The following is a 21,954-nucleotide window of genomic DNA, read 5'->3' as shown; positions in this document are numbered from 1 at the left end:
CAATTCCAGCGCGTCCTTGCCGTAGCGGCCACTCAGTTCCGTGGCCGGCTCGGGGTCCGGGCCGGATTCGCGCTCCGACAGCAGGAAGTGCGACATGGCCCCGATGCGCAGCCGGCGATGCCACAGCGTGATCGAGACACAGGACCCCAGCACCGTGCGGATGCGATAGCGCGCGTCGCCGACAAAGTACTCACCGGGCAGCAGGTAGACTTCGAAAGCGGCGCCGGTTTCCATGTCACTCCTTGCGATAGATTGCCGGCGCGACGTTGCGCACCGGCAGTCCCATGTCGTGCAGGCTTTCCGAATGCCCGATATACAGCTGGCCTCCCGGCCGCAGGTAGTCAAGCACCCGCTGCGCCACCCGGCGCTTGGTTTCGGCGTCGAAGTAGATCAGCACATTGCGCAGGAAAATCACATCAAACTTGCCCAGCGACGGCAGGCGCGCGGCATTGAGGTTGATCTGGGCGAACTCCACCGCACTCACGCAGCACGCGCGACACCAGCAATGTGCCGTCTTCGACCTCGATGCCCTTCAGGCAAGAAACGGCGCAGGTATTCCGGCGGCACATGGGCGGCGCGCGTCATCGGATAATGGCCCTGGCGTGCCGTCTCAAGCACGCGCGCGCTGATGTCGGAGGCCAGCACTTCCCAGCCTTGCGCCGGCAACAGGTCGGCCAGCACCATGGCGATCGAATAAGGCTCCTCCCCAGTGGAGCAGGCCGCACTCCAGACGCGGAATGGCGCGCTGTCCTGCTTGCGCTCCCTCAGCACGGAGCGTTAAATGCTCGAAATGGCGCATTTCGCGGAAAAAGTAGGTTTCGTTGGTGGTCAGCAGGTCGATTGCGATCTGGGTTTCCTCGGCGCGGCCCCGCCACTGATCAACTGGAAATATGAACCGTAGTTGTTGAACTGCAGGTGGTGCAGCCGCTTCGCGAGCCGCCCGGACACCAGCGGCTTTTTGGCGTCCGATAGCGAGATCCCGGCCGCTTCGTGGATGAAACGCTGGAATTGCACGAACTCGCGGTCCGTCAGGGAACGACCGGCTGCATCAATTCACATCTCCCGCCATGGCAGGCAATTTCGGGCACGTTCAGCACTGACTCCAGGTTGACCAGGATCACGAATTTTCCGTTGACCTTGCCGATTCCTGTGACGAAATCATTGCGCAGCCCTGCTCCAAAACTGGGCGGCGGTTCGATTTGTCCGGCATCGATGTCGAGCACCGCATTCACCGCGTCGACCAGCAGGCCAAGCACCTGCTGCTCCGGCGCCGCGCCATTTTCGACTATGACGATGCAGCTGCGCCGCCGATGGCGCCACCGGCGCGCCCGAAACGCGCCGCCAGGTCCAGCACCGGCACCACGGCACCGCGCAGGTTGATCACGCCGCGCACACATGGCGGCATCATCGGCACATCGGTCACGCCACCGTACTCGATGATCTCGCGCACGGCAAGTATGCCCAGCCCGAACGTTTCCTGGCCCAGGCGAAAACTCAGGTACTGGTGTTCCGCTTCCATGCCTGGGCCTCAAAATCGTGTGAAGTTGCTTTCATCCAGCGGCGGCACCCGCGCCAGGCGGCGCTGCGCGGCACGCTGGCTGGGGGGGCGGCTTCGCCTCATCGTTTGCGGCGCGGCGCTTCGTCCTGTGTGACACGGAAGAAGCGTATCAGCTGCTGCAATTCCTCCGCCTGGCTGCTCATTTCTTCGGCAGTGGACGCCAATTCCTCCGCACCGGCCGCATTCTGCTGCGTGCTCTGGCTCAACTGCCCCATGGCCATATTAATCTGGCTTACCCCGGAGGCCTGTTCTGTCGAGGCGGCGGCAATTTCCTGAACCAGGCGTGAGGTCTCCTCGATCGCCGGCACCATGGCTTCGAGCAAACTACCCGCCCGTTCCGCCACCTGCACACTGCCGCAGGCCAGCTCGCCGATTTCCTGTGCCGCCACCTGGCTGCGCTCGGCCAGCTTGCGCACTTCCGCCGCCACAACGGCAAAACCTCGTCCGTGCTCGCCGGCGCGCGCCGCTTCGATGGCGGCATTCAGCGCCAGCAGGTTTGGTCTGGTAGGCGATATCGTCGATGATCACGATGCGCTTCGCTATATCGCGCATGCACTGACCGTACTGCGCACCGCGTCGCCGCTTTCCCCCGCCTCTCCAGCCGCCTTGGAAGCGGTGGTGTCGGTAACGCGCGCATTGTCCGTGTTCTGGCCGATCGAGGCGCTCATCTCTTCCACCGAGGCGCTGGTTTCCTCGACGCTGGCCGCTTGCTGGCTGGCCGCCTGCGACAGCGATTGCGCCGTGGCGCTGACCTGCTCCGAGGCCGCCGCCAGCGCCAGCGCACCGTTGCTCACCTCCGATGCGACGCCTGACAACTTGTCCACCATCTGCTTCATTGACGCCAGCAGGCTGCGTTCATCCCCTTTTCTCAGCTGGATTTGCACCGCCAGGTTACCGTGCGCGACCTCCTGCACGATATGGGCGGCGTAATCCGGCTCGCCACCGAGCTGTCGCAACAGCCCACGTATCATCCACATCGACAGCAAGATGCCAGCCAGCAGGCCGCTGCCCAGCAGCGTGGCATTGGTGCGCATGGTGGCCGCGGTTTGCGCCATGGCCGCCTCGTATTCCTCGCGCGCCACCCGCTCCTGCAATTCAACCACCTTTCCCATGGCCGCCAGCACAGACCGGAACTGGACGTCGGCGGCCCGCGCATCTTCCAGGGCTTCTCTATGCTTGCCGGCGCGCGCCTTCTGGATAATGGCGCCGCGCACATCCTGCCAGCCGTTCCACGCCACCGTGTACTGCGCGGCCAACTGCTGTTCTTCCTGCGTCAGGGAAGTGCCCATATACGCGTTCCAGTTCTTGCGGATCAACTCCTGGTGCGAGGCATCGCCTTGCTGGGCCGCTTCCACCTCGGCCAGGCTGCTGGCAGCGGCAGTCATCACCATGCGGTGCCGGGTGCGCAGCATGTATTCATTCACCTTGCCCAGATAAATCAGCGCCACTGTCCCGGTCTTCGTAAGTCGCTTTCAGGCGCGCGTTGCTGAATTCCATGCCACGCATGCCGGCATAGCCTATGCCGGCCATCATCGCCACCAGCACCCCGACCAGCAGGCCAAGGCGCATCCCAACCGTCAGTTTTCGCTGCATCGTCTCGCTCCTATGCTGCCAGGTTTCCGGCTTGTCTAGCCTGTAGTAGCTTGAGCAGGGCCGGTATGTCCAGAATCAATGCCACCTCGCCGCTGCCGAGCACGGTCGACCCGCTCAGGCAGGAGATGCCGCTGAATACAGGGCTGAGCGGCTTGATCACCGCCTGGCATTGTCCCCTGCAGGCCATCAACCACCAGGCCTGCGCGCTGGCCGGCATGCCGCACCACCAGCACGCTTTCGCGGCGCGGCGTTGCGCCGTGCAGGCGGAATAGTTCGCGCAGCGCCGCCGTTGGCAGCACTTCGCCGCGCAAGTCGACAAAGCCGCGCTCGCCCTCACGTTCATATTCCACGCATTCTTCTATCGCGCCGAGCGGAATGGCGAAGCGTGAACTGCCGACAGTGACCAGCATGCAGTCCATGATGGCCAGCGTCAGCGGCAGGCGCACCCGCACCGTCGTGCCGCGCCCTGCTTCGCTGTCGATGGTGATGCTGCCGCGTAGCGCCTCGATATTGCGCTTGACCACGTCCATGCCGACCCCGCGCCCCGACAGGCTGGTCACCGCGCTGGCGGTGGAAAACCCGGGCTCGAATATCAGCGCGAACACTTCGCTGTCGCTCGGCCTGTGCTCCGGCTCGAGCAAGCCGCGTTCAATGGCACTGGCAACGATGCGTTCGCGCTGCAGGCCGCCGCCGTCGTCCCCTACCTCGATCACGATGCTGCCCGAGTCATGGAAGGCGTTCAGGGATACGGTTCCCTGCAGAGGCTTGCCGCGCTGGCGCCGCACTTCGGGTGCTTCAATGCCATGGTCGATGGCGTTGCGCACCAGGTGGGTCAAGGGGTCGCCGATGCGTTCCACCAGCGTCTTGTCCAGTTCCACCTCTTCACCACTCAGGACGAGACGGATATCCTTGCCGATTTCGCGCGCCACATCGTGCACCACCCGCTGGAAGCGGTTGAAGGTGGCCCCGATCTTCACCATGCGCAGTTGCAGGGCGCTGTCGCGCACCTGTTCTACCAGCTCCGCCAGCGCCAAGGTGCTGTCCTGCAGGTCGGCATCCTTGAAGCGGCCGCCGATCATCTGGGTGCGCGCGCTGGCGATGATCAATTCCCCCACCAGCGTAATCAATTGGCCAAGGCGCTCGGCATCGACGCGGATGGTGCGGCTTTCGTGCTGGCGGGAGTTGGCCGCCGCTCCGCCGGCAGGCTCCAGGGGCGGAGGATGCGGCAGCGGGCGGCGGCGCTGCCGGCACCACTGTTCCAAGCGCGCTGGCCTGCAGCACTTCCGCGATTGCCGCGCCGTGCAATGGCACCGTTTCTGCCAGGCGCTGGAAGTCTTCATTGCCGCTGCCCGGCGGCAGCAGGCGAATGGTGCATTCGTCGTGCAGGAACTCGAATACTTTGCTGATGTCTTCGGCGTTGGCCGCGGTGTCCAGGACGACTTCGAAACCGACGATAGCAGCTTTGCGGGTCCATCTGCTCCGGCGGCGGCAGTCCGGCGTCCACCGTGGCCAGCGCCACGATGCGGCCAAGGCGGCCAAGATAGGCGATAAACGAGGCCGGATCCATCCCCTGCCGGAAGACGTCGCGTCCAAAATCCAGCGATACCAGCCAGCAGCCGCTTGGGCCGGCGTCGGTGCCGATGCTAAATGCCGGGAGCGCGGCCGGCATCAGCACCAGCCCTGGCGCGGGGACGAGATAGGCATGCAGCGCATCCAGTTGCGGGCGGCAGCGTTCACCAAGATCGCCGTGGCCGCCTCGCTCGACATCGCGCACCATCGCACCGATCTGGTCGGCGCAGTCCAGCAGCAGCGCCACCAGTTCGTCGTCGAGCGGCCGCGTACCGTTGCGCACCTCTTCCAGCACGCTTTCCACCGCATGGGTGAACAGCACAATGTAGTCCAGCCCAAATAGGCCGGCCGTGCCCTTGATGGTGTGGGCGGAGCGAAAGATGGCGTTGACGGCTTCCTCGTGCGCAGAATGCTCGCCAAGCTTCAACAGGCCAGCCTCCATTTCGGCCAGCAATTCCCCCGCCTCGGTGACAAACGCCTGCAAGCCTTCGTCCAGGTCCATGGGGAATGCCTTCCTATTGGATGCGCAGCAGCTCGAACAGCGAGGCGACAGCCGGGCTGGGGGCGACCAGCTGCAACTCCTTTTGGCCGGCTTGCGCGGCGCGGCGCGCCATCAGCAGGAGCTGCGCGCCGGCCGTGTCGATCTCGGTGACGCCCGCCAGGTCCACTTCCAGCGCCTGCGACTGGGCAAGGCGTGCCAGGAGCACGTCTTTCAATTCCTGCACGCGCCGGATCGTGAGGTCGCCTTCAATGAAGAGCAGCGCCGGCGGCTGGATGCGCTGTGGGCTCATGCGCCAATCGTATGCCCATGCCCGGTGACTGGCAAGCCCGCTGTGGAGTTGCAATACGTCACTATTCTCGTAATTGCTTAGACCGGCGCGACGGATCGGCGGCAATGGCGGCTGCGGTAAATGGCAGTAATGGCAGGTGCTTTTCCGCGTACAGCGGCAACTGGTCGGCATAATGCGCCGAGCGCGGATCGGTGGACTGGCCATACACCAGCAGGCCGCGCGCCAGCGGCCCGTTTTCGTCGAAGCTGACCAGGTGGATATAGCTGGTGCCCCAGGTAACGCGTTCGTAGCCCGATGCTCCCAGCACGCCGGCCATATGGATCGAGTTGTAGCTGCCATCGATATCGCCAATCGCACCGTGAATAGGGAAGCGCTGGCCATTGCGCGGTTCGACCTGGAACTCGGCCAGGCGACCGTCAAAGGGCACGCCAAGCTGCTGCAGGCGCAACGCCGCATCCTTCAGCGCCGCCAGCATGGCCGGAATTGCTGCCGGCGCCAGGCCGCGCGGCGAGTGCAGCGGATCGGCCACATCGAATGCCAGCGACCAGATTCCCGGCAGCTTGGCCGCGCTGTTCCAGAACTCACGGAACAGCACCGCGCCGCGGCTATCCAGCTCCGCCTTGCGGTCCCACTGCGCCAGGGCGGTGCATGCCTTCAGCAGCAAAGCATCAGCACCGGCCATGCAGGCCGGGAGCAGTTCCGGCAGCACCAGTTCCGCCGCCAGCACGCGGTTGCTGAACATCAGCGCCTGCAGGTCCTGGGGCCCAACCTGGCCGCGCTGCGCCAGCAGTTCTTCGATCCCGATAAAGCCGCTGCGTGTACGCAGGTGCTGCGCCACGCCCACCGGGCCGTACAAGGGCGAATATCCAAGCGGCGTCGGCCCGACCAGCGGTTGCCGCGCATTGGTGATCCAATAGCCGTCATTGGAATTTGCCACGTAATCCGAGCGCAGCATGGACGGTGCGTTGGCACCGCCGAAAATGCCATCCGGCGTGCCGTCGTCGTCACGCCCCCAGGCGCAGGAGGAGCGCGAGCCATCGAACATCAGCAATGCCGCCAGCAACAGGCAATCGCCGCCGAATTTGTCGGCTCCCTGGTGCGGCACGACGCTGGCATCGACGTACAATGCGCCGCCGTTGCGATCCGCCGCCACCGTATTTACCCAGGGCAGGCCAACCAGGCGCTCGAGCTGCTGCTTCAACTCTTGCACGCTGCCGGCGCGCCCCATCGCAAGCCACTGCTCCATCGAGCGCGTATTGTTGCGATTCGGGTCGCCCAGCACCAGCAGGCCGCCCTGCCCCTGTGGGCTGCCTGGTATCGCCATCACCGCACCCAGCTTGCTGAAGTAGAAGGCTTTGCTCTTTTTCAGCAAGCTGCCGTCCGGCTGCAGCACTTCGATCGCCGCAGTACGGGTTTCCAGCCATATCGGCGCGCCGTCGACCAGGTAGCGCATCGGATCGGAGCCGTCGCGCGTCAGGCGGAATGTCGTGAAGTGCACGGCCTTGGTCACGGTATGGGTCCAGGCCAGGTCCTTGTTGAAGCCGATGACCACCAGCGGCAGGCCGCCCAGGCTGACGCCCATTGCATCGTAACTACCCGGCACCGTGATGTGCAGTTGGTAGAAGCGGTCGGTGCTGGTCCACGGATAGTGCGGGTTCCCGAGCAGGATGCCGCGGCCGTTGCTGCTGGCTTCCTTGCCGATTGCCAGTGCGTTGCTGGCCATCGCACCCTGGGCAGGCATCGCGAAAGGCTCGCTGGAAGGCGGCGCATCCACAGGGCCGTCCTGCAGCGCCAGCGTGGCGTTGCCACTCACGTCGCGCGCGGCGGCCACGATTTCGGCCGCGAATACTTCGCCGGTGGCATGCAGCGCCTTCTCCGCGATCAGGAGCATCACATCGTCGAAGCTGATCGGCTTGACCCAGGCCGCGTTCCGGCAGGCCTCGGGCAGGCGCCCGCCATGCTCGCGCAGGTAGCGGTTGTAGCCGGCGGCATAGCCGCGCAGCAGCTGCCGGATCTCGCTGGAACCGGCGGCATATCCCGCTCGCAGCTTCTCGACATCCAGGTAGCCTTTGAAAAAGAAGTCACTGTCCTCATTGCGCAAATCCATGAAGTCGAGCGCGGCGCCATATTCGCCGTTGAGGGGCTTGGTGGCACGGGCGTCCGGGCCAAAGTAGCGCGAACGTTCGCCGCGCACCGTAAGGAAGCTGTCGGCCAGCATGCAGATATTGTCTTCAGCGAACGAGTAGGCCAGGCCATAGCCCACGCCGGCGAAATCCTTGGCCTGGATATGCGCCACACCGTAGCTGGTGCGGGTGACTTCGGCGGCATATTGCGGTGCTGGGGTGTCGCCGTTACTGCCCTTGCCACTGCAGGCAGTCAGGAATATGGCCGCACATGCGGCCAGCAGTTGCGCTTTCATGGTCTGCCTCCCCGGAAGAAAAGTGCACGCTTCCATGATCTACGCGGCATTTCTACGACAGTTGAGGCAAATCAAATCGGTACACAATCGTGCGAAACCAATAATCTGCTAAGATTTTTGACAAATGCACCCGCCCCGGGTGCATTTTTTTTTGCGCAAAGGAGCAGTCATGAAGAGATTCACCCCAGCCGTACTGGCAGCAGGACTCTTTGCAGCTAGCGCAGCAAATGCAGCCCCCACCTGGATCACCCTCGGCGACGCCGCTTACGCCAAGTTGCAAGCCGCAGCGCCGCAAGCTGTTGCGAAGCAGAGCAAGCAAGGCCTGGGCAAGGAGAAAGTCCATCTGGTGCAGGTCGACGAAGAAACCATGTTGAAACTGTCGGCCGCCATCCACAAGGAACTGAAGCGCTGCGGTGGTTTCATCGTGCATGCCAGCGAAGCGGAAGGCCGCCAGGCACTGTCCAAGGCCGGCACCGTGCAGCCGCTGGCATTGGCGGTGACCCGCCCAAGCTACGCGATCGATAACCAGACGACCGTCAACGGCATCCTGCCGGCGCTGCAGGCGTCGAACATCGCGCAGACCATCACCGACATGTCGAACTTTGCGAACCGCTACTACCGCACCACCAACGGCGCCAATGCCTCCAACTGGCTGGCACAGAAGTGGACCAGCATGGCGGCCGGCCGCAGCGACATCAGCGTGACCCAGTTCACGCACTCGGGCTACAACCAGAAATCCGTGATCATGACCATCAATGGCACCGACAATGGCTCCGAAGTCATTGTCATGGGCGGCCACCTGGATAGCATCAATTTGAGCGGCAACGGCGAGACCTCACGTTCGCCGGGCGCCGACGACGACGCCTCCGGCATCGCCAGCCTGACCGAAGCGGTACGGGCCATGATCGCTGCGGGCTACAAGCCACGCCGTACCATCAAGATCATGGGTTACGCAGCGGAAGAAGCCGGCCTGCTCGGCTCCAAGGATATTGCGGCCAACTTCAAGGCCAACAACATCAACGTGGTCGGCGTCATGCAGCTCGACATGACCAACTACCGCGGCTCGGCCAAGGATGTCTGGATCTACACCGACTACACCGACAGCCAGCAGAACACCTTCCTGGCCAACCTGCTGTCAGCCTATATGCCAGCGGTTACAGTTGGCTATAGCTCCTGCGGTTACGCTTGTTCTGACCATGCCTCCTGGCAGAACCAGGGTTTCCCGGCCTCGATACCGTTCGAGACGCTGATGGGTGAAGACAATCCCTATATCCACACTGCCAACGACACCCTGGCCAACTCCGACAGCCAGGCCAATCACGCCCTGAAATTTGCGCAACTGGCCGCTGCCTATGCGGTGGAACTGGGTAGCGACGGTCCTGTCATCGTTCAACCGGACACTGTGGAGAACTTCAGCGGTAGCCTGACCCGGAGCCAGAAGAAGACCTTCGGCCCGTTCAAGGCCGGCGTCGGCACCTTCAAGGCTGAAACCACCGGCACCGGCGACATCGACCTGTACGTACGCAAGGGTTCCGTGCCGACCACCAGCAGCTACAGCTGCAAGTCGGACGGCTCCAGCGCGACCGAGAGCTGCAGCACCAGTGTCACGGCCAACGGCGATGTCTACGTCATGCTGAACGGCTACACCGCAGGGAACTATAACCTGAAGGTAACCTACAAGCCGCAGTAATCAGCGCAAGCTGACCGTCTGCCGTTTCCAGGCCGGGTCCTGCCACTTGTAGAAGGTGGACAGCGATTCCGGCCTGTCTGCGCCGCGTTCAATCGCCAGCGTGGCGATGTCAAGCAGCTCGAAGCTGCGGCGGAACTTGCCCTCGGCGCGCACTTCCCGCGCCGCCAGGACCTTGGCGGTACCCGGCACCCAGCCCGCGAATTCCGCGTAGCCGATATCCGGATCGCTGGAGGCAGGCGGCAACACGTCCACCACCCAGCTTTCTCCCTGGCGGCGGAACAGCCACATTTCGCGCCAGCCATCCAGCGGCTGCACCGCCAATGCCAGCGCCGTACCCTGAGGATGCGCGCGCGCGGATGCCGTCCACGCCACGCCCCAGGTGCAACGGCTCGCGAGCTGCTTGCCTGCGCCTTGAAGGCTGACGCAGGTTTCGCCCGGCCGGCCGGGGGACGCAGTGACTGCCAGCTGGGGCGCCGCCACCTTGCCTTGCAGCGGCACCGGCTCCAGCGCCCAGCGCACCGCGCCAACACGCACGCCCGCTTCCGCATAGGCGGCATTGTCTTCATCCGCCAGCGCGGACTTGTCGATTGCCGCCAGCGCCTGTTCTGCGCGGCCGGCTGCCTGCGATCCATCTTCTCCCTTGCGCGCACGCTGGAAGGCAACGCTCGACCAGACCGCGGCACGCCGCATGTGGATACGATTCTTCATATGCTCCGGCAGGCGCGCCAGGTCCACCGTGTCGAGCAATTCGGCGCGCCAGCGGTCATGCTCTGCGCGCTGTGCAACACCCAGCGCCGGATCGATGCAGGCGCCGTTGCTCAATGCCAGCGCGGCCCGGTAGCGTTGCTCGGCGCTGGCCGACGCTGCCAGCACACGGCGGAAAGCATCGCCGTCGTAGCACACCCGAACCTTGCCGTCATTGTCGTAGCTGCGCATCGCCACTCCGTAGCTGGCCACCACTTCCAGGTGGGCGGCAAGCGCGGTCTCGGCCTGCGGCGCCAGCTTGGAAGAAGCGCGCGACGCCAGCCGTTCGGCCATGCTGCCGATGGCGTCGAACGGTTCGGCATCGATCGCTTGCGGCGCAGCTGCCTTCAGGTAGGCCGCCCCGTAGCTGATGCCCAGCGCCTCGGCGCCCGGCGTATCGCGCAGGAAGCGCATCACCGCCAGCAGCTCCGGAGCGGCCGCAGGCTGCAGGTCGACCTGCCGCACGCGCGCCGCGCGCACATACCCGGCACGCTCGCGTCGATGGTCGTACACCTGCAGGAAATCACCGCGGGTGCCACGCACTTCAAGCGCATCGCCCTGCCACAGCACGGCCTGGGCCTGGGCCGAGTCGCGCGGCGCCGCACGCAGCGGGAGCTGGTCCTGGGTGACGATGGCCAGGGCCAGGGTGGCGGCAAGCGTCGAAACGGCCATGATTATTCTCCAGCGTTGGCAGCAATGCGCTCGGTGTGCGCGGTCTTCGGAGCGCCGACCAGCGTCGAACCGATGAAGCCACCGTCAGCCGGCGGCGGGGCGATGATGACCGATACCTTGTCCGACAGCTTGTCAGCCATGGTCTTCTGGATCAGCAGCGGGTGCTTGCTCAGCAGCTCGCCGTCGCGCTCCATCTGGGCGCTGGCGACCTTGCCCACCAGTTCCTGGCGATAGGCTTCGGCGTCCGCCAGCTTGCGGCGCGAATCGGCCTCGCCGGCAGCTTCGATGATGCGCGCCTGGGCATTGCCTTCCGAGGTCTTGATGCGGGCGGCCTTTTCCGCTTCCGCTTCCAGTTCGCGCTGCTTCACCTGCTTCTCCTTGAAGGGCAGCACATGGCGCATGGCTTCCTCCTGCGCCCTTGCCGCAATCACCTGCTCGGACGCGGCAGCTTCGGCAGCCTTTTCACGCGCCACCTTTTCGGCCTCGGCTTCCAGCGCGGTCTGGCGTACCAGTTTTTCTTTCAGCTCCAGCGTATAGCGCATCTTTTCGGACGCCAGCTCCTCGGCCAGCAGCTTTTCCATGCCGGCCTTGAAATCTTCCGGCAACACGACCTTGCCGATGGTGACGCTGCGCAGCACAAGACCATCGGATGCCATTTTTGGCTTCAGTTCGGCCTCGATAGCCTGCTGGATTTCAGCGCGCTTGGAAGAGAAGATTTCGCGCACAGTGTAGCGCGTCAGGATTTTGTAAATGACGCCCTCCACATCCGGCGCCACTACGTCGCGGGAAATATCGGCCGGCAGTTTGGGGGCGATTTGGGCAAGGCGGGCTTGGTCAAGGCCGTAGCGCACCGAAATGTCCAGGCCCAGCGACAGGCCTTCACCGGACTGGAACGGTGTTTCGCCGGCCGCTGCCGGGCGATAAGTCTGGTCGCGCAGGGACAGAACGCGCAATTCATGGATACCAGGCAGGTCCAGCGCCAGGCCTTCATGCACAATCGAAGTATCGCCGGTCAGGTGGTTGGTACGCACAGCCACTTCGCCGCGGCCAACCGTATGCATTGGAGGGAACTGGTACAAGCCGTAGGCGGCGGCGCCGGTCACGGCGAGCAGCACGGCGCCTTTGCGGGCGCCGGAAGGGAAACGAATGCTGCTGGCAGCACGGCCGAGCGTCGAGCGAATCGCCTGCAGCATCGTACTGATCCGGTTGTTCATGATGATTGCCTTTCTGTCTGGTGGGCCCGGCACAGCGCCGGTACAGCAATCTTCCTGCCACTTGCCGCGAACGTTCAATGCTGCCGCCGGCCCACTCCCTTCCGGCTTGTGAAGAAAAATTCACGCCGGTCGCCAGGCTTTTCGGTAATACTTCCTGCATGACACGCGTAGCCATCATTGAAGACGATCTCCCCACTAGCAACCAGCTCGCCGGCTGGATCGCCGCAGCCCGCCCTGGCATCCAGGTCGACCAGTGGTTCAACCGCGACGACGCCGAGGCGGCCATAGCTCGCGAGCGTTATGACCTGGTCGTGCTGGATATTGAACTGGGCCGGGAACGCCATGCCGGCGTGGCCATCATCAATGCCATCAACAAGCGCCATGCGACGCCGGTACTGGTGGTGTCGGCTATGCCGGCCGCGATCTACCGCTCGATCATGAAAGCGCTGGATGCCTGGGACTACCTGCAGAAGACCACCTTCGAGGAAGCGGATTTCATCGACACCTTCCTGGAAATCCTGCGCGCAGCCAAGGACAGCAAGCCTGCCACCCCGGCCAGCGAACTGGCCATGGACCCGCTGCGCCAGCGCACGCCAACCTGGCGTGGCCAGCGCATCAACCTGCCGCTGACGGCGCAGCGCATCCTGGCAGCACTGTTCGAGCGGCGTGGACAGGTGGTGTCCTATGAAGACCTGTTTGAAGTGGTGAAGAGCGGCCGCAACCGCGACAATATCCGCAAGCATGTCAGCACCATCCGCGATGCCTTCCGCGAAATCGATCCGGGTTTCGAGTGCATCGAAAACATTCCGATGCGAGGCTTCCGCTGGACCGACCACGCATGAACCCTTTCTCCCTGCTGACGCCTTACCGCCTGCGCATCGTATTGCGCATGGCGTTTCCCCTGTTAGCCTTGGCGACCCTGGGCTTGGCAGTCTCGGTGCTGCAGCAGGAAAAGCAGCTCAGCTACCAGGCTTACGAGAATTCCTTCTACAAGACGCGTGAACAGATTGCGGCCACGCTGCGCCATCCAACCGGCCAGCTCGCCCTGCTGAATCCCGCTGCTGGCCGGAGTCCAGGCCTGCATCCAGTGCTGCTGCCTTACGCAGCCCTGGATTTCGACGACCAAGCCAAAGTCCAGCAAGCCATTTCCATGGCCGGCTGCGCCGCACAGTATGGCGACAAAGGCACGCTGTGCATCGGCATCGGCAACAATCCCTGGGCCGGCGGCTTTATCTACGTCGCCGGGACCTTCCACGCCCCGCCGCTTGCAGCGCATCCCCTGCGCGAGGAGTCGATCGACCAGGCCCACCGTGTCGAGGTGAAGGTGAGCCTGCGTGGCCAGGAATACCATTGGATTGCGCCGTTTGAACAGACCGGCGACCCGGCTGGCGGTGGCATACGCGGACGGCTGACCGGCTACACCGCAGCCGACGCGGGCAGGCCGCACGCCCGCCCAGTCAAGGACTTCCGCGGCTGGATTTGGCAAAGCCCGGTGTGCGCGCCAGATGCCGCGCCTGATTGCGCGCACAGCACCTTCTTCTCGGTACGGCTGCCTGTCGGCGTGCTGCAGGATGCGCTGTTCGCCAAGACCAAGCCGACCTGGCCGCCGCAAGACCTGGCGAACATTGACGTCAGCGTGGCGGTACTGCCGCCGGGTGAAGGCCCTGCCCTGTTGGACACCACGCGCGACCGGGCTACGCCGCTGTTTTCATTGCGCGACCTGGAGTCGCTGCTGCTGCCGGGCGAGACGCTGCGCATCCGCAACGATCAAGGCAATGAAGTGCTGTCGCTATCGGCAGCCAGCAGCGGTAGCGACCAAAGCTGGCATGCGCTGCTTACGCTGGTGCGGCACCTGCCGGTGGACACCACGGTCAAAGCATTGCAAACGCGCGCCAGCGTGCCAACTCCTCTCGGCAACTTCGAAATTGAATTGAGCGGAGATGCGCGCAGCGTCAGCGACACACTGAGCGTGGTGGCCACCCGTGTGTCCTGGTTTGTCGGTGCCATTCTGGGCGCACTGCTGTTAGCCTGGCTGGTAGTCGAAGCGGGCATCATCCGCCCGATCAGCATTCTGACCAGGCGCGCCGACAAGGTGGCCCGCTCGGTCAAGACTGCAGGCGCGCTCGATGAATTCGACCTGTCGGACCTGCGCGGCCGCGACGAACTTGGCGTGCTTGCCAACTGCCTGCACGATCTGCTGCGACGTGTGCGTGAAGACGTCGAGAAGGACGCGATCCGCGCCGAACAGGAACGCGATATGTGGCACGCCGTCGGCCACGAGATCATGTCGCCGCTGCAATCGCTGATGGCACTGCACGGCGGCGAGCATGATCCAAGCGGACGATATATCCACCGCATGCAGCAAGCGGTGCGCGTACTGTATGGGCAAGCTTCGCCCAGCGAAGCCTTCCAGTCCACCACGCTGCAGCTCGAATCGCTGGATCTCGATGCCTTCTTGCGCGATGTGGCGGCCAACGCCCCCTGCGTCGGCATCGACGACGTGAGCTATCAGGGCGGAACGCCTGCCATGGTTCGCGCCGATCCCTATTCGCTGGAAGATGTGGTGACCCATATCCTGAACAACGCCAACCGCCACCGCACACCCGGCACGCCGATCATCATGACCCTCACGTCGGACGAGCGCACAGCAAGCCTCGCGATCCACAATCAAGGCGAATCGATCGCACCGGAGCTGATCGACAAGGTGTTCGAATACGGCGTATCGGGACAGGACGAAGGCGCCAACCGTGGCCAGGGCCTGTTTGTCGTGAAAACCTATATGGCGAAGATGGGCGGCACGGTCGCGGTGCGCAATGTGGATGGCGGCGTCGAGTTCGAATTGACGCTGCATGCCGCCGGAGCGCGCTGAGCATGATGCCTTCTGAAATGAAAGCAATATTGCAATAAAGACAATTGCCGAATAGTATCTGCTGTCGGCGTTATAAAACATATAACGCCGCATTGTCGATTCTATTTTTAAGGGAATTTCATGCGATTCTTAGCAATCGGCCTGTTTGCGCTGGCCGCGCCCGCCTTTGCCCAGACCGGTGTGTATGCCGACCTGACTGCCGGCCGTACTTCCGTTTCGTCCAAATATGTCGACGACAGTAACGATATCAGTTTCGGCGGCGCAATCGGCTACCAACTCAACATAAACCTGGGGTTTGAGATCTACACCCGCAGCCTCAGCATGAACCCATTCCGCGGCCTGCTGACCGAAGCGGGCTATTATCCGGATCGCCATTATGGCGTTGCGGTCCTGGGAACAGCACCGCTGGGGAATAAGTTCAGCGCCTACGGACGCCTCGGCGTAGGCCGCACCACGATGAAATCCAATCGTACCAGCCTGGCAGACAAGCGTGAAACGGATCCCGCCATCGGCGTCGGTGTGCGCTACGACTTCAACAAGACTGTTGCCGCTGAATTGGAAGCAACACGCCTGACAAAGAGCGACGCGACACTGATCACGGCCGGCGTGCGATTCCAGTTCTGAGGCGCTGCAAAAGCGAAAAGCCCGCTGGCATATGCCTAGCGGGCTTTTCTAATAAGAGCCTGACGATAACCTACTTTCACACTGGTTGCAGCACTATCATCGGCGCAAAGTCGTTTCACGGTCCTGTTCGGGATGGGAAGGGGTGGGACCGACTTGCTATGGTCATCAGGCATGACTTGTATGCACCCTGCTCGCTGAGCAAAGTGCGCAATCTGGAAGAAGTAAAGTTGGGTATCTCAAACACAGGCAAGTGCTGTATAACCGGCAAGGTTATAGGGACAAGCCGTACGGGCAATTAGTATCAGTTAGCTTAATGCATTACTGCACTTCCACACCTGACCTATCAACGTCCTGGTCTCGAACGACCCTTCAAAGAGCTCAAGGCTCTGGGAAATCTCATCTTAAGGCAAGTTTCCCGCTTAGATGCTTTCAGCGGTTATCTCTTCCGAACTTAGCTACCCGGCAATGCCACTGGCGTGACAACCGGTACACCAGAGGTTCGTCCACTCCGGTCCTCTCGTACTAGGAGCAGCCCCCTTCAAATTTCCAACGCCCACGGCAGATAGGGACCAAACTGTCTCACGACGTTTTAAACCCAGCTCACGTACCACTTTAAATGGCGAACAGCCATACCCTTGGGACCGGCTACAGCCCCAGGATGTGATGAGCCGACATCGAGGTGCCAAACTCCCCCGTCGATATGAACTCTTGGGAGGAATCAGCCTGTTATCCCCAGAGTACCTTTTATCCGTTGAGCGATGGCCCTTCCATACAGAACCACCGGATCACTATGTCCTACTTTCGTACCTGCTCGACTTGTCGGTCTCGCAGTTAAGCACGCTTATGCCATTGCACTATTAGCACGATGTCCGACCGTACCTAGCGTACCTTCGAACTCCTCCGTTACACTTTGGGAGGAGACCGCCCCAGTCAAACTGCCTACCATGCACTGTCCCCGATCCGGATTACGGACCAAGGTTAGAACCTCAAACAAACCAGGGTGGTATTTCAAGGTTGGCTCCATAGGAACTGGCGTCCCTACTTCAAAGCCTCCCACCTATCCTACACAGATTGGTTCAAAGTCCAATGCAAAGCTACAGTAAAGGTTCATGGGGTCTTTCCGTCTAGCCGCGGGTAGATTGCATCATCACAAACACTTCAACTTCGCTGAGTCTCGGGAGGAGACAGTGTGGCCATCGTTACGCCATTCGTGCAGGTCGGAACTTACCCGACAAGGAATTTCGCTACCTTAGGACCGTTATAGTTACGGCCGCCGTTTACTGGGACTTCAATCAAGAGCTTGCACCCCATCATTTAATCTTCCAGCACCGGGCAGGCGTCACACCCTATACGTCCACTTTCGTGTTTGCAGAGTGCTGTGTTTTTATTAAACAGTCGCAGCCACCAGTTTATTGCAACCTTTTCGTCCTTCCACAGTAAAGTGGTCAAACTACCGAGGCGTACCTTATCCCGAAGTTACGGTACCAATTTGCCGAGTTCCTTCTCCCGAGTTCTCTCAAGCGCCTTAGAATACTCATCTCGCCCACCTGTGTCGGTTTGCGGTACGGTCTCGTATGACTGAAGCTTAGAGGCTTTTCTTGGAACCACTTCCGATTGCTTCGTGCACTAGTGCACTCGTCCCAGTCCCTTGAATTACGCGCCCGGATTTGCCTAAGCGCCTTCTATGAACCAGAAACTGACTATTCCAACAGTCAGACAACCTTCCGCGATCCGTCCCCCCATCGCATCATACGACGGTGCAGGAATATTAACCTGCTTCCCATCAGCTACGCATCTCTGCCTCGCCTTAGGGGCCGACTCACCCTGCTCCGATGAACGTTGAACAGGAAACCTTGGGCTTACGGCGTGCGGGCTTTTCACCCGCATTATCGCTACTCATGTCAGCATTCGCACTTCTGATACCTCCAGCATCCTTCACAAGACACCTTCGCAGGCTTACAGAACGCTCTCCTACCATATCCTTGCGGATATCCGCAGCTTCGGTGACTGGCTTAGCCCCGTTACATCTTCCGCGCAGGACGACTCGATCAGTGAGCTATTACGCTTTCTTTAAATGATGGCTGCTTCTAAGCCAACATCCTGACTGTTTTAGCCTTCCCACTTCGTTTTCCACTTAGCCAATCTTTGGGACCTTAGCTGGCGGTCTGGGTTGTTTCCCTCTTGACACCGGACGTTAGCACCCGATGTCTGTCTCCCAAGCTCGCACTCAACGGTATTCGGAGTTTGCAATGGTTTGGTAAGTCGCGATGACCCCCTAGCCATAACAGTGCTCTACCCCCGTCGGTGATACTTGAGGCACTACCTAAATAGTTTTCGGAGAGAACCAGCTATTTCCAAGTTTGTTTAGCCTTTCACCCCTATCCACAGCTCATCCCCTAATTTTTCAACATTAGTGGGTTCGGTCCTCCAGTGCGTGTTACCGCACCTTCAACCTGGCCATGGATAGATCACTTGGTTTCGGGTCTACACCCAGCGACTAGCGCCCTATTCGGACTCGATTTCTCTACGGCTCCCCTAATTGGTTAACCTCGCCACTGAATGTAAGTCGCTGACCCATTATACAAAAGGTACGCAGTCACCCCTTACGAGGCTCCTACTGTTTGTATGCACACGGTTTCAGGATCTATTTCACTCCCCTCCCGGGGTTCTTTTCGCCTTTCCCTCACGGTACTGGTTCACTATCGGTCGATTACGAGTATTTAGCCTTGGAGGATGGTCCCCCCATGTTCAGACAGGATTTCTCGTGTCCCGCCCTACTTGTCGTATGCTTAGTACCACCGCTTGGATTTCACGTACGGGGCTATCACCCGCTATGGCTAGAGTTTCCAATCTATTCCATTATCCAAACGACTATCACATACAGGCTCTTCCCATTTCGCTCGCCACTACTTTGGGAATCTCGGTTGATTTCTTTTCCTGCAGCTACTTAGATGTTTCAGTTCGCCGCGTTCGCTTTGCATACCTATGTATTCAGTATGCAATGACCTAAAAGGCCGGGTTTCCCCATTCGGAAATCTTCGGATCAATGCTTGTTTGTCAGCTCCCCGAAGCTTATCGCAGACTACTACGTCCTTCATCGCCTGTAATCGCCAAGGCATCCACCATGTGCACTTATTCACTTGTCCCTATAACCTTGACGGCTATAAGTTCAAGCACTTACTACTGTGTTTGATGAGTTTTACTACTACCCTAAGTGATATCTTTCGATATCGCTTAATAAAACTTTTACTTCTTCCAGATTGTTAAAGAACGATGAACATAAGAGTTCAAACCTAAGCGTCTGCGCTTACATTTGAAATCTTGGTGGAGGATGACGGGATCGAACCGACGACCCCCTGCTTGCAAAGCAGGTGCTCTCCCAGCTGAGCTAATCCCCCGTGTGTACTGCCAAGGGACTGGTAGGGCTGGTTGGGCTCGAACCAACGACCCCCGCGTTATCAACACGGTGCTCTAACCAGCTGAGCTACAGCCCCATTTGCTGTTCTTCGTATTACAACAGTCGATAAGTGTGAACGTTTGAGTCTGATGCCGACTCTAGAAAGGAGGTGATCCAGCCGCACCTTCCGATACGGCTACCTTGTTACGACTTCACCCCAGTCACGAATCCTACCGTGGTAAGCGCCCTCCTTGCGGTTAAGCTACCTACTTCTGGTAAAACCCGCTCCCATGGTGTGACGGGCGGTGTGTACAAGACCCGGGAACGTATTCACCGCGACATGCTGATCCGCGATTACTAGCGATTCCAACTTCATGTAGTCGAGTTGCAGACTACAATCCGGACTACGATACACTTTCTGGGATTAGCTCCCCCTCGCGGGTTGGCGGCCCTCTGTATGTACCATTGTATGACGTGTGAAGCCCTACCCATAAGGGCCATGAGGACTTGACGTCATCCCCACCTTCCTCCGGTTTGTCACCGGCAGTCTCATTAGAGTGCTCTTGCGTAGCAACTAATGACAAGGGTTGCGCTCGTTGCGGGACTTAACCCAACATCTCACGACACGAGCTGACGACAGCCATGCAGCACCTGTGTGATGGTTCTCTTTCGAGCACTCCCAAATCTCTCCGGGATTCCATCCATGTCAAGGGTAGGTAAGGTTTTTCGCGTTGCATCGAATTAATCCACATCATCCACCGCTTGTGCGGGTCCCCGTCAATTCCTTTGAGTTTTAATCTTGCGACCGTACTCCCCAGGCGGTCTACTTCACGCGTTAGCTGCGTTACTAAGTCAATTAAGACCCAACAACTAGTAGACATCGTTTAGGGCGTGGACTACCAGGGTATCTAATCCTGTTTGCTCCCCACGCTTTCGTGCATGAGCGTCAGTTTTGACCCAGGGGGCTGCCTTCGCCATCGGTGTTCCTCCACATCTCTACGCATTTCACTGCTACACGTGGAATTCTACCCCCCTCTGCCAAACTCTAGCCTCGCAGTCTCCATCGCCATTCCCAGGTTAAGCCCGGGGATTTCACGACAGACTTACGAAACCGCCTGCGCACGCTTTACGCCCAGTAATTCCGATTAACGCTTGCACCCTACGTATTACCGCGGCTGCTGGCACGTAGTTAGCCGGTGCTTATTCTTCAGGTACCGTCAGCAGCTGTAGATATTAGCTACAGCCTTTTCTTCCCTGACAAAAGAGCTTTACAACCCGAAGGCCTTCTTCACTCACGCGGCATTGCTGGATCAGGGTTGCCCCCATTGTCCAAAATTCCCCACTGCTGCCTCCCGTAGGAGTCTGGACCGTGTCTCAGTTCCAGTGTGGCTGGTCGTCCTCTCAGACCAGCTACTGATCGTTGCCTTGGTGGGCCTTTACCCCACCAACTAGCTAATCAGATATCGGCCGCTCCAGGAGCACAAGGTCTTGCGATCCCCTGCTTTCATCCTTAGATCGTATGCGGTATTAGCGTAACTTTCGCTACGTTATCCCCCACTCTTGGGTACGTTCCGATATATTACTCACCCGTTCGCCACTCGCCGCCAGACCGAAGTCCGCGCTGCCGTTCGACTTGCATGTGTAAAGCATGCCGCCAGCGTTCAATCTGAGCCAGGATCAAACTCTTCAGTTTAATCTCTGTTTTTCCGATATTTCTATCGGAGGTCACTCACTCAAAATACTGACGAATCTCTTGCGAGATTACGTTTAATATATTTTGTGCGAGCGTTACAACTAATATTTTGAGCATCGAGCCATAAAGGCTCGGGCATATTCATCAAACGCCCACACTTATCGACTGTTGATTTTTAAAGATCGCTGCCTTCTTTATTCGACGAAGCGTTGTGTTCGTCAGCAGCAGAGAAGCGAGATTATGCGGTACAGCGTGCAACTCGTCAACCCTCTTTTTTCTTCCCTCACTCTGCTGCGTTAAGTACGCTGCGTTGCGAGGGACAGAACTATATCAAAGACCTTCGAAGTTTGGCAAGCGTTTTTCGAGGAAGGCATACATGCCCTCGCGCTGGGCCGGGGTACCGAAGCCTGCATGGAACAGGCGGCGCTCATAGTTCACGCCTTCCGACAGCGTGGTTTCGAAGGCGCGGTTGACACAATCCTTGATCTGCATGGCGACGGAAACCGGCATCTGGGCGATGCCCTGGGCGATTTCCAGCACGGATTCAAGCAGCTTGTCGGCAGGGACCACGCGCGACACCAGGCCGATGCGCTCCGCTTCGGCAGCGTCGATCATGCGGGTGGTCAGCAGCATGTCCATGGCTTTTGCCTTGCCGATGGTGCGCGGCAGGCGCTGGGTGCCGCCGGCACCTGGGGTCACACCAACCTTGATCTCCGGCTGGCCGAACTTGGCGTTATCGGCGGCAACCAGGAAGTCGCACATCATCGCCAGTTCACAGCCGCCGCCCAGCGCGAAGCCGGCCACAGCGCCGATCACCGGCTTGCGCACTTTCAGGATGTGCTCCCAGTTCCGTCCAATATAGTTGTCACGATGGGTGTCCTGATAGGTGTAGTCCTTCATTGCGGCGATGTCGGCGCCAGCGGCAAAGGCTTTCTCACTGCCAGTCAGCACGATCACGTGGATTGCCGGGTCTTTATCGAATTTGGCGAAAGCCTCGCCCAGCTCGTTCATCATATTGTCGTTCAGGGCATTCAACGCCTTCGGACGATTCAGGCGGATCAACGCCACCTTGTCATGTACTTCTACGAGCAGGTCCTGGTATTCCATTTATTCTCCTCCAG

Annotated in this window: 19 protein-coding genes, 2 tRNA genes, 3 rRNA genes and 2 pseudogenes; 4 read left to right on the top strand and 22 right to left on the bottom strand. The window is 60.4% G+C overall.

Features of this window, described 5'->3' with window-relative positions:
- From ACQ4MM_RS07615 to ACQ4MM_RS07550, 14 genes and pseudogenes are all read right to left on the bottom strand, one after another.
- A partial coding sequence (locus ACQ4MM_RS07615) for a chemotaxis protein CheD (protein ID WP_431476811.1) occupies window positions 1-234 on the bottom strand: 234 nt, incomplete at its 3' end.
- A gap of 1 nt (window position 235) precedes the next feature.
- The gene (locus ACQ4MM_RS07610) at window positions 236-484 is read right to left on the bottom strand and encodes a CheR family methyltransferase (protein ID WP_431476810.1); all 249 of its coding nucleotides are present in this window, start codon (window positions 482-484) and stop codon (window positions 236-238) included.
- Entirely contained in the window at window positions 481-771 is a 291-nt protein-coding gene (locus tag ACQ4MM_RS07605; RefSeq protein WP_431476809.1) for a CheR family methyltransferase, read from the bottom strand. The genes ACQ4MM_RS07610 and ACQ4MM_RS07605 overlap by 4 nt, the downstream gene beginning before the upstream one ends.
- Before the next feature lie 165 nt (window positions 772-936).
- Window positions 937-1,014 (bottom strand): annotated as a pseudogene (locus ACQ4MM_RS07600) (hypothetical protein); the annotation flags it as partial.
- Between the two features lie 14 nt (window positions 1,015-1,028).
- On the bottom strand, window positions 1,029-1,397 hold the full coding sequence (locus ACQ4MM_RS07595; protein WP_431476808.1) for a chemotaxis protein CheW: 369 nt from the start codon (window positions 1,395-1,397) through the stop codon (window positions 1,029-1,031).
- On the bottom strand, window positions 1,286-1,519 hold the full coding sequence (locus tag ACQ4MM_RS07590) for a chemotaxis protein CheW (protein ID WP_431476807.1): 234 nt from the start codon (window positions 1,517-1,519) through the stop codon (window positions 1,286-1,288). Before ACQ4MM_RS07590 ends, ACQ4MM_RS07595 begins: the two co-directional genes overlap by 112 nt.
- 98 nt (window positions 1,520-1,617) lie before the next feature.
- Window positions 1,618-2,031, bottom strand: a complete 414-nt coding sequence (locus ACQ4MM_RS07585; RefSeq protein ID WP_431476813.1) for a methyl-accepting chemotaxis protein — start codon at window positions 2,029-2,031, stop codon at window positions 1,618-1,620.
- Window positions 2,032-2,097: 66 nt separating this feature from the next.
- Window positions 2,098-3,006 (bottom strand): MCP four helix bundle domain-containing protein, encoded by a 909-nt coding sequence (locus ACQ4MM_RS07580; RefSeq protein WP_431476806.1) that lies wholly within the window; start codon window positions 3,004-3,006, stop codon window positions 2,098-2,100.
- Window positions 2,975-3,151, bottom strand: a complete 177-nt coding sequence (locus ACQ4MM_RS07575) for a Tar ligand binding domain-containing protein (protein ID WP_431476805.1) — start codon at window positions 3,149-3,151, stop codon at window positions 2,975-2,977. The genes ACQ4MM_RS07580 and ACQ4MM_RS07575 overlap by 32 nt, the downstream gene beginning before the upstream one ends.
- A 10-nt stretch (window positions 3,152-3,161) precedes the next feature.
- Window positions 3,162-3,338: a chemotaxis protein CheW gene (locus tag ACQ4MM_RS07570; RefSeq protein WP_431476804.1), complete on the bottom strand. Its 177-nt coding sequence runs from the start codon at window positions 3,336-3,338 to the stop codon at window positions 3,162-3,164.
- Between the two features lie 58 nt (window positions 3,339-3,396).
- Window positions 3,397-4,491: pseudogene (locus ACQ4MM_RS07565) on the bottom strand (chemotaxis protein CheA); the annotation flags it as partial.
- The gene (locus tag ACQ4MM_RS07560; RefSeq protein ID WP_431476803.1) at window positions 4,488-5,222 is read right to left on the bottom strand and encodes an Hpt domain-containing protein; all 735 of its coding nucleotides are present in this window, start codon (window positions 5,220-5,222) and stop codon (window positions 4,488-4,490) included. The pseudogene ACQ4MM_RS07565 and the gene ACQ4MM_RS07560, both read right to left, overlap by 4 nt.
- Window positions 5,223-5,235: 13 nt before the next feature.
- Entirely contained in the window at window positions 5,236-5,511 is a 276-nt protein-coding gene (locus tag ACQ4MM_RS07555) for an STAS domain-containing protein (RefSeq protein ID WP_431476802.1), read from the bottom strand.
- 61 nt (window positions 5,512-5,572) lie between these two features.
- On the bottom strand, window positions 5,573-7,930 hold the full coding sequence (locus ACQ4MM_RS07550; protein ID WP_431476801.1) for a penicillin acylase family protein: 2,358 nt from the start codon (window positions 7,928-7,930) through the stop codon (window positions 5,573-5,575).
- A 169-nt stretch (window positions 7,931-8,099) separates the two neighbouring features.
- Between ACQ4MM_RS07550 and ACQ4MM_RS07545 the strand changes: the two genes are divergently transcribed.
- The gene (locus tag ACQ4MM_RS07545; protein WP_431476800.1) at window positions 8,100-9,620 is read left to right on the top strand and encodes a M20/M25/M40 family metallo-hydrolase; all 1,521 of its coding nucleotides are present in this window, start codon (window positions 8,100-8,102) and stop codon (window positions 9,618-9,620) included.
- Here ACQ4MM_RS07545 and ACQ4MM_RS07540 read toward each other — a convergent pair whose 3' ends face one another.
- Window positions 9,621-11,036, bottom strand: coding sequence for a hypothetical protein (locus ACQ4MM_RS07540; protein WP_431476799.1), 1,416 nt, complete (start codon window positions 11,034-11,036; stop codon window positions 9,621-9,623).
- A 2-nt stretch (window positions 11,037-11,038) separates the two neighbouring features.
- Window positions 11,039-12,250: an SPFH domain-containing protein gene (locus tag ACQ4MM_RS07535; protein ID WP_431476798.1), complete on the bottom strand. Its 1,212-nt coding sequence runs from the start codon at window positions 12,248-12,250 to the stop codon at window positions 11,039-11,041.
- Between the two features lie 158 nt (window positions 12,251-12,408).
- Between ACQ4MM_RS07535 and ACQ4MM_RS07530 the strand changes: the two genes are divergently transcribed.
- From ACQ4MM_RS07530 to ACQ4MM_RS07520, 3 genes are all read left to right on the top strand, one after another.
- On the top strand, window positions 12,409-13,092 hold the full coding sequence (locus ACQ4MM_RS07530; RefSeq protein ID WP_431476797.1) for a response regulator transcription factor: 684 nt from the start codon (window positions 12,409-12,411) through the stop codon (window positions 13,090-13,092).
- Window positions 13,089-15,119 (top strand): sensor histidine kinase, encoded by a 2,031-nt coding sequence (locus tag ACQ4MM_RS07525; protein ID WP_431476796.1) that lies wholly within the window; start codon window positions 13,089-13,091, stop codon window positions 15,117-15,119. Before ACQ4MM_RS07530 ends, ACQ4MM_RS07525 begins: the two co-directional genes overlap by 4 nt.
- A gap of 120 nt (window positions 15,120-15,239) precedes the next feature.
- Window positions 15,240-15,743: an outer membrane beta-barrel protein gene (locus ACQ4MM_RS07520; protein WP_431476795.1), complete on the top strand. Its 504-nt coding sequence runs from the start codon at window positions 15,240-15,242 to the stop codon at window positions 15,741-15,743.
- A 57-nt stretch (window positions 15,744-15,800) separates the two neighbouring features.
- Here the strand turns inward: ACQ4MM_RS07520 and rrf are convergent.
- The 6 genes from rrf to ACQ4MM_RS07490 all read right to left on the bottom strand — a co-directional run bounded on the left by rrf (window position 15,801) and on the right by ACQ4MM_RS07490 (window position 21,940).
- Window positions 15,801-15,913 (bottom strand): 5S ribosomal RNA (gene rrf / locus ACQ4MM_RS07515).
- A 104-nt stretch (window positions 15,914-16,017) separates the two neighbouring features.
- Window positions 16,018-18,889 (bottom strand): 23S ribosomal RNA (locus ACQ4MM_RS07510).
- Between the two features lie 176 nt (window positions 18,890-19,065).
- Window positions 19,066-19,141 (bottom strand) — tRNA-Ala (locus ACQ4MM_RS07505).
- 19 nt (window positions 19,142-19,160) lie between these two features.
- Window positions 19,161-19,237 (bottom strand) — tRNA-Ile (locus ACQ4MM_RS07500).
- 65 nt (window positions 19,238-19,302) lie between these two features.
- Window positions 19,303-20,833 (bottom strand): 16S ribosomal RNA (locus tag ACQ4MM_RS07495).
- The 16S, 23S and 5S rRNA genes sit together here with 2 tRNA genes alongside, the layout of an rRNA operon.
- 330 nt (window positions 20,834-21,163) lie before the next feature.
- On the bottom strand, window positions 21,164-21,940 hold the full coding sequence (locus ACQ4MM_RS07490) for an enoyl-CoA hydratase (RefSeq protein ID WP_431476794.1): 777 nt from the start codon (window positions 21,938-21,940) through the stop codon (window positions 21,164-21,166).
- Window positions 21,941-21,954: the final 14 nt, after the last annotated feature.

Source organism: Massilia eburnea (genome assembly GCF_050709955.1).
Taxonomy (GTDB): domain Bacteria; phylum Pseudomonadota; class Gammaproteobacteria; order Burkholderiales; family Burkholderiaceae_D; genus Rugamonas; species Rugamonas eburnea_A.
This window is presented reverse-complemented; position numbering and strand designations above follow the sequence as displayed.

What these genes read in the sequence shown, in the direction of transcription:
- ACQ4MM_RS07555 (WP_431476802.1), bottom strand. Translation starts at nt 5,511, where the DNA reads ATGAGCCCACAGCGCATCCAGCCGCCGGCGCTGCTCTTCATTGAAGGC.
- ACQ4MM_RS07560 (WP_431476803.1), bottom strand. Translation starts at nt 5,222, where the DNA reads ATGGACCTGGACGAAGGCTTGCAGGCGTTTGTCACCGAGGCGGGGGAA.
- ACQ4MM_RS07550 (WP_431476801.1), bottom strand. Translation starts at nt 7,930, where the DNA reads ATGAAAGCGCAACTGCTGGCCGCATGTGCGGCCATATTCCTGACTGCC.
- ACQ4MM_RS07535 (WP_431476798.1), bottom strand. Translation starts at nt 12,250, where the DNA reads ATGAACAACCGGATCAGTACGATGCTGCAGGCGATTCGCTCGACGCTC.
- ACQ4MM_RS07540 (WP_431476799.1), bottom strand. Translation starts at nt 11,036, where the DNA reads ATGGCCGTTTCGACGCTTGCCGCCACCCTGGCCCTGGCCATCGTCACC.
- ACQ4MM_RS07530 (WP_431476797.1), top strand. Translation starts at nt 12,409, where the DNA reads ATGACACGCGTAGCCATCATTGAAGACGATCTCCCCACTAGCAACCAG.
- ACQ4MM_RS07545 (WP_431476800.1), top strand. Translation starts at nt 8,100, where the DNA reads ATGAAGAGATTCACCCCAGCCGTACTGGCAGCAGGACTCTTTGCAGCT.
- ACQ4MM_RS07575 (WP_431476805.1), bottom strand. Translation starts at nt 3,151, where the DNA reads ATGCAGCGAAAACTGACGGTTGGGATGCGCCTTGGCCTGCTGGTCGGG.
- ACQ4MM_RS07490 (WP_431476794.1), bottom strand. Translation starts at nt 21,940, where the DNA reads ATGGAATACCAGGACCTGCTCGTAGAAGTACATGACAAGGTGGCGTTG.
- ACQ4MM_RS07590 (WP_431476807.1), bottom strand. Translation starts at nt 1,519, where the DNA reads ATGGAAGCGGAACACCAGTACCTGAGTTTTCGCCTGGGCCAGGAAACG.
- ACQ4MM_RS07525 (WP_431476796.1), top strand. Translation starts at nt 13,089, where the DNA reads ATGAACCCTTTCTCCCTGCTGACGCCTTACCGCCTGCGCATCGTATTG.
- ACQ4MM_RS07520 (WP_431476795.1), top strand. Translation starts at nt 15,240, where the DNA reads ATGCGATTCTTAGCAATCGGCCTGTTTGCGCTGGCCGCGCCCGCCTTT.
- ACQ4MM_RS07595 (WP_431476808.1), bottom strand. Translation starts at nt 1,397, where the DNA reads ATGTGTGCGCGGCGTGATCAACCTGCGCGGTGCCGTGGTGCCGGTGCT.
- ACQ4MM_RS07570 (WP_431476804.1), bottom strand. Translation starts at nt 3,338, where the DNA reads ATGGCCTGCAGGGGACAATGCCAGGCGGTGATCAAGCCGCTCAGCCCT.